Consider the following 526-nt stretch of genomic DNA (forward strand, 5'->3'; position numbering starts at 1 on the left):
GAGCAGCGACGTGCCGAGCAGGGCTTCCAGATTCTGAACGATCGTCGTTGCAGTCGCGCGCGGAATCTCCAGCGACTCCGCAGCGCGGGTGAAGCTATGAGTATCGACGATGCGCATGAACGTGCGCATCGCCTGGATACGGTCGATCACGGAACTCTCCTGTCGAAAACAAACCAGCGGAAAACACCGCGGCATGCCTCGTCCCATCGGGGAGGCGCGCCGTTACTGCAAACGCAATGACTGAAGCGAGGCGGGGAGCAGGGACAGGCCGCCGTCCTGCGCGGCCTGGGAGGAAGGGGTGAAGCGCGAATCGGGTCCTGCCGGGTCCTGCTGCCCGTTACTTGCGCAGCGAGTCGAGATCGATGACGAAGCGGTACTTCACATCGCTCTTCAACATGCGCTCGTATGCTTCATTGATCTGCTGCATCTGAATCATCTCGATGTCCGACGTGATGCCGTGCTTGCCGCAGAAGTCCAGCATTTCCTGCGTTTCGGCAATCCCGCCGATCAGCGAGCCCACGAGACT

At 60.8% G+C, this 526-nt stretch carries 1 protein-coding gene and 1 pseudogene; both read right to left on the minus strand.

Translation table 11 applies throughout. The features are described 5' to 3' along the window. The coding region (locus BN2475_RS33140) for a helix-turn-helix domain-containing protein (RefSeq protein WP_143326076.1) at nt 1-150 on the minus strand (150 nt) is incomplete at its 3' end. Between the two features lie 187 nt (nt 151-337). Next, nucleotides 338-526 (minus strand): annotated as a pseudogene (locus BN2475_RS33145) (NAD(P)-dependent alcohol dehydrogenase); the annotation flags it as partial.

The organism is Paraburkholderia ribeironis, assembly GCF_900019265.1.
GTDB lineage: Bacteria > Pseudomonadota > Gammaproteobacteria > Burkholderiales > Burkholderiaceae > Paraburkholderia > Paraburkholderia ribeironis.